This is a genomic window from Caballeronia glebae, from assembly GCF_001545035.1.
GTDB lineage: Bacteria > Pseudomonadota > Gammaproteobacteria > Burkholderiales > Burkholderiaceae > Caballeronia > Caballeronia glebae.
Genome location: NZ_FCOJ02000151.1, coordinates 1 through 2,477 on the forward strand (window position 1 = coordinate 1; position 2,477 = coordinate 2,477).

General features: G+C 62.8%; 4 protein-coding genes and 1 pseudogene. 4 read left to right on the forward strand and 1 reads right to left on the reverse strand.

What is annotated here, in order from left to right; all coding sequences use genetic code 11:
• Positions 1-26: 26 nt before the first annotated feature.
• On the reverse strand, positions 27-773 hold the full coding sequence (gene gpmA, locus AWB82_RS36490; RefSeq protein WP_086974088.1) for a 2,3-diphosphoglycerate-dependent phosphoglycerate mutase: 747 nt from the start codon (positions 771-773) through the stop codon (positions 27-29).
• Positions 774-955: 182 nt separating this feature from the next.
• Between gpmA and AWB82_RS36495 the strand changes: the two genes are divergently transcribed.
• From AWB82_RS36495 to AWB82_RS36510, 4 genes and pseudogenes are all read left to right on the forward strand, one after another.
• Positions 956-1,366 (forward strand): rhodanese-like domain-containing protein, encoded by a 411-nt coding sequence (locus tag AWB82_RS36495; protein WP_086974089.1) that lies wholly within the window; start codon positions 956-958, stop codon positions 1,364-1,366.
• 11 nt (positions 1,367-1,377) lie between these two features.
• Positions 1,378-1,638, forward strand: a complete 261-nt coding sequence (gene grxC / locus AWB82_RS36500; protein WP_086974090.1) for a glutaredoxin 3 — start codon at positions 1,378-1,380, stop codon at positions 1,636-1,638.
• Positions 1,639-1,705: 67 nt separating this feature from the next.
• Positions 1,706-2,176 (forward strand): protein-export chaperone SecB, encoded by a 471-nt coding sequence (gene secB, locus AWB82_RS36505; protein WP_086974091.1) that lies wholly within the window; start codon positions 1,706-1,708, stop codon positions 2,174-2,176.
• Positions 2,177-2,202: 26 nt separating this feature from the next.
• Positions 2,203-2,477: pseudogene (locus AWB82_RS36510) on the forward strand (NAD(P)H-dependent glycerol-3-phosphate dehydrogenase); the annotation flags it as partial.

Here is a 2,477-nt window from a genome sequence, read left to right on the forward strand (position 1 = left end):
GTTGTGAAAACCGGCCCGCGCCGGGATCAGCCCGCCTTGCCTTGCTTGGCGACGGCGGCCTGCGCCGCCGCGATGGCTTCCGGGTCGCCCAGATAGTAGTGCTGGATGGGCTTCAGGTTTTCGTCGAGTTCATACACGAGCGGCACGCCGTTCGGGATGTTCAGTCCGACGATGTCCTGATCGGAGACGTTGTCCAGATACTTCACCAACGCGCGGATCGAGTTGCCGTGCGCCGAGATCACGACCTGTTTGCCCGACTTGATGGCAGGCGCGATCGACTCGTTCCACATGGGCAGAACGCGCGCGACGGTGTCCTTCAGGCATTCGGTGAGCGGCAACTGCTCGCGCGGCACTTTCGCGTAACGCGGATCGTTGTACGAGGCGCGCTCGTCGCCCGGTTCGAGCGCGGGCGGCGGCGTGTCGTAGCTGCGGCGCCAGACGAGCACCTGGTCATCGCCGTATTTCTTCGCCGTTTCGGCCTTGTTGAGTCCCGCGAGCGCGCCGTAGTGACGCTCGTTCAGACGCCACGAGTGCACGACCGGGATATACATCTGGTCCATCTCGTCCTGCACGTGCCACAGCGTGCGGATCGCGCGCTTCAGCACCGACGTGTAGGCGATGTCGAACTGGTAGCCGGCATCCTTCAACAGCACGCCCGCCTGGCGCGCCTCGCGGTTACCCTGCTCGGTCAGGTCGACGTCGACCCAGCCGGTGAACCGGTTTTCCTTGTTCCACGTCGATTCGCCGTGGCGGATGAGCACTAGCTTGTACATGATTTCGGTCGGTCAGTTGGAAAAGCGGTGCGCCGATCGCACCCCGAACTCTTGTCCGAGCGGGCGGGGTGTCGCCATCGGCCGGACAGCGGAGGCCATCGCGGGAAACGGTTATTTTATAATGCTCCGATTGTGCCCATTTCCCTTTCTTCCCTTCCTTCTAAATTTCGGCGGCCCTCGACGTGAAGTTTTTCACTGAATACACGAATATCGCACTCATCGTCATCGCGCTCGTTTCCGGCGCGTTGCTCCTTTGGCCCGCCATCATGCGGCGCGGGCGCGGCGGCATTTCCGCCGCCGAGGCCACCACGCTCATCAACCGGCGCAACGCCGTGGTCGTCGATCTGCGGCCCGCCACGGAATTCGCGAAGGGACATCTGCCGTCGGCACGAAATATCGAATTGGCGGAGCTTCAAGCAAAAACCGGCCAGATCGCGAAGAATAAGAGCAATCCGGTTGTGCTCGTTTGCCAGAGCGGTCAAGAATCGCAGCGCGCGAGCCGCACCGTGTCCGAGGCGGGTTATGCCGAGGTCCACGTTTTGCAAGGTGGAGTGGACGCCTGGCAAAAAGCCGGCATGCCCGTGGTGAAATAAGGAGCAGACAAGTGAAGAATGTTGTCATGTACAGCACAGTCGTGTGCCCGTATTGCCAGATGGCCGAACGTCTTCTAAAGTCCCGCGGGGTCGAAACGATCGAAAAGATCCTGATCGATCGCGAACCCGGCCGGCGCGAGGAAATGATGACGCGCACCGGACGGCGCACGGTGCCGCAGGTTTATATCGGCGAAACGCATGTTGGCGGCTTCGACGACCTGTCCGCTCTTGACCGCAAAGGCGGACTCGTGCCGCTGCTCGAATCGGCCTGAACACACTCGTGGCGCGCGCGATTCAACGTGAACGCGCGCCGCATACCGAATTACCTAGGAAATTACTATGTCTGACGATAACAACCAGCCGTTCTTCAACATCCAGCGCATCTATCTGAAGGACATGTCGCTGGAGCAGCCGAATTCGCCGGGCATCTTCCTCGAACAGGAAATGCCGTCGGTCGAAGTCGAAGTGGACGTGAAGGCCGACCGCCTCGCCGAGAGCGTCTTCGAAGTGCTGGTCACGGGCACGGTCACGGCGAAGATCGCCGACAAGGTCGGGTTCCTGATCGAAGCGAAACAGGCAGGCATCTTCGATATCCGCAACATTCCGGCCGAGCAGATCGATCCGCTCGTCGGCATCGCGTGCCCGACGATCCTGTTCCCGTACCTGCGCTCGAACATCGCCGACGCGATCACGCGCGCCGGTTTCCCGCCGATCCATCTGGCGGAGATCAACTTCCAGGCGCTGTACGAGCAGCGTATCGCCCAGCTCGCGAGCGCCCAGGAAGGCGCGGCGAACGGCGCGACGCACTAACTCTGTCCGCCGGACCGGAGCCGAGCATGAAAGTAGCCGTTCTCGGCGCCGGCGCGTGGGGCACCGCACTTGCGGGCCACCTCGCGACCCGGCACGACACGAAGCTCTGGGCGCGCGACGCCGCGCTCATCGAATCCCTTTCCCGCACGCACGAAAACACGCGCTATCTCGAAGGCGTGGCGTTGCCGCGCGCGCTCGAATTCGAGGCGGATTTCGCCGCCGCGCTCACGCATGCATCGGCGGATGACGCGTTGTGCGTCGTCGCGACGCCCGTCGCCGGCTTGCGCGCGCTGTGCCGTGC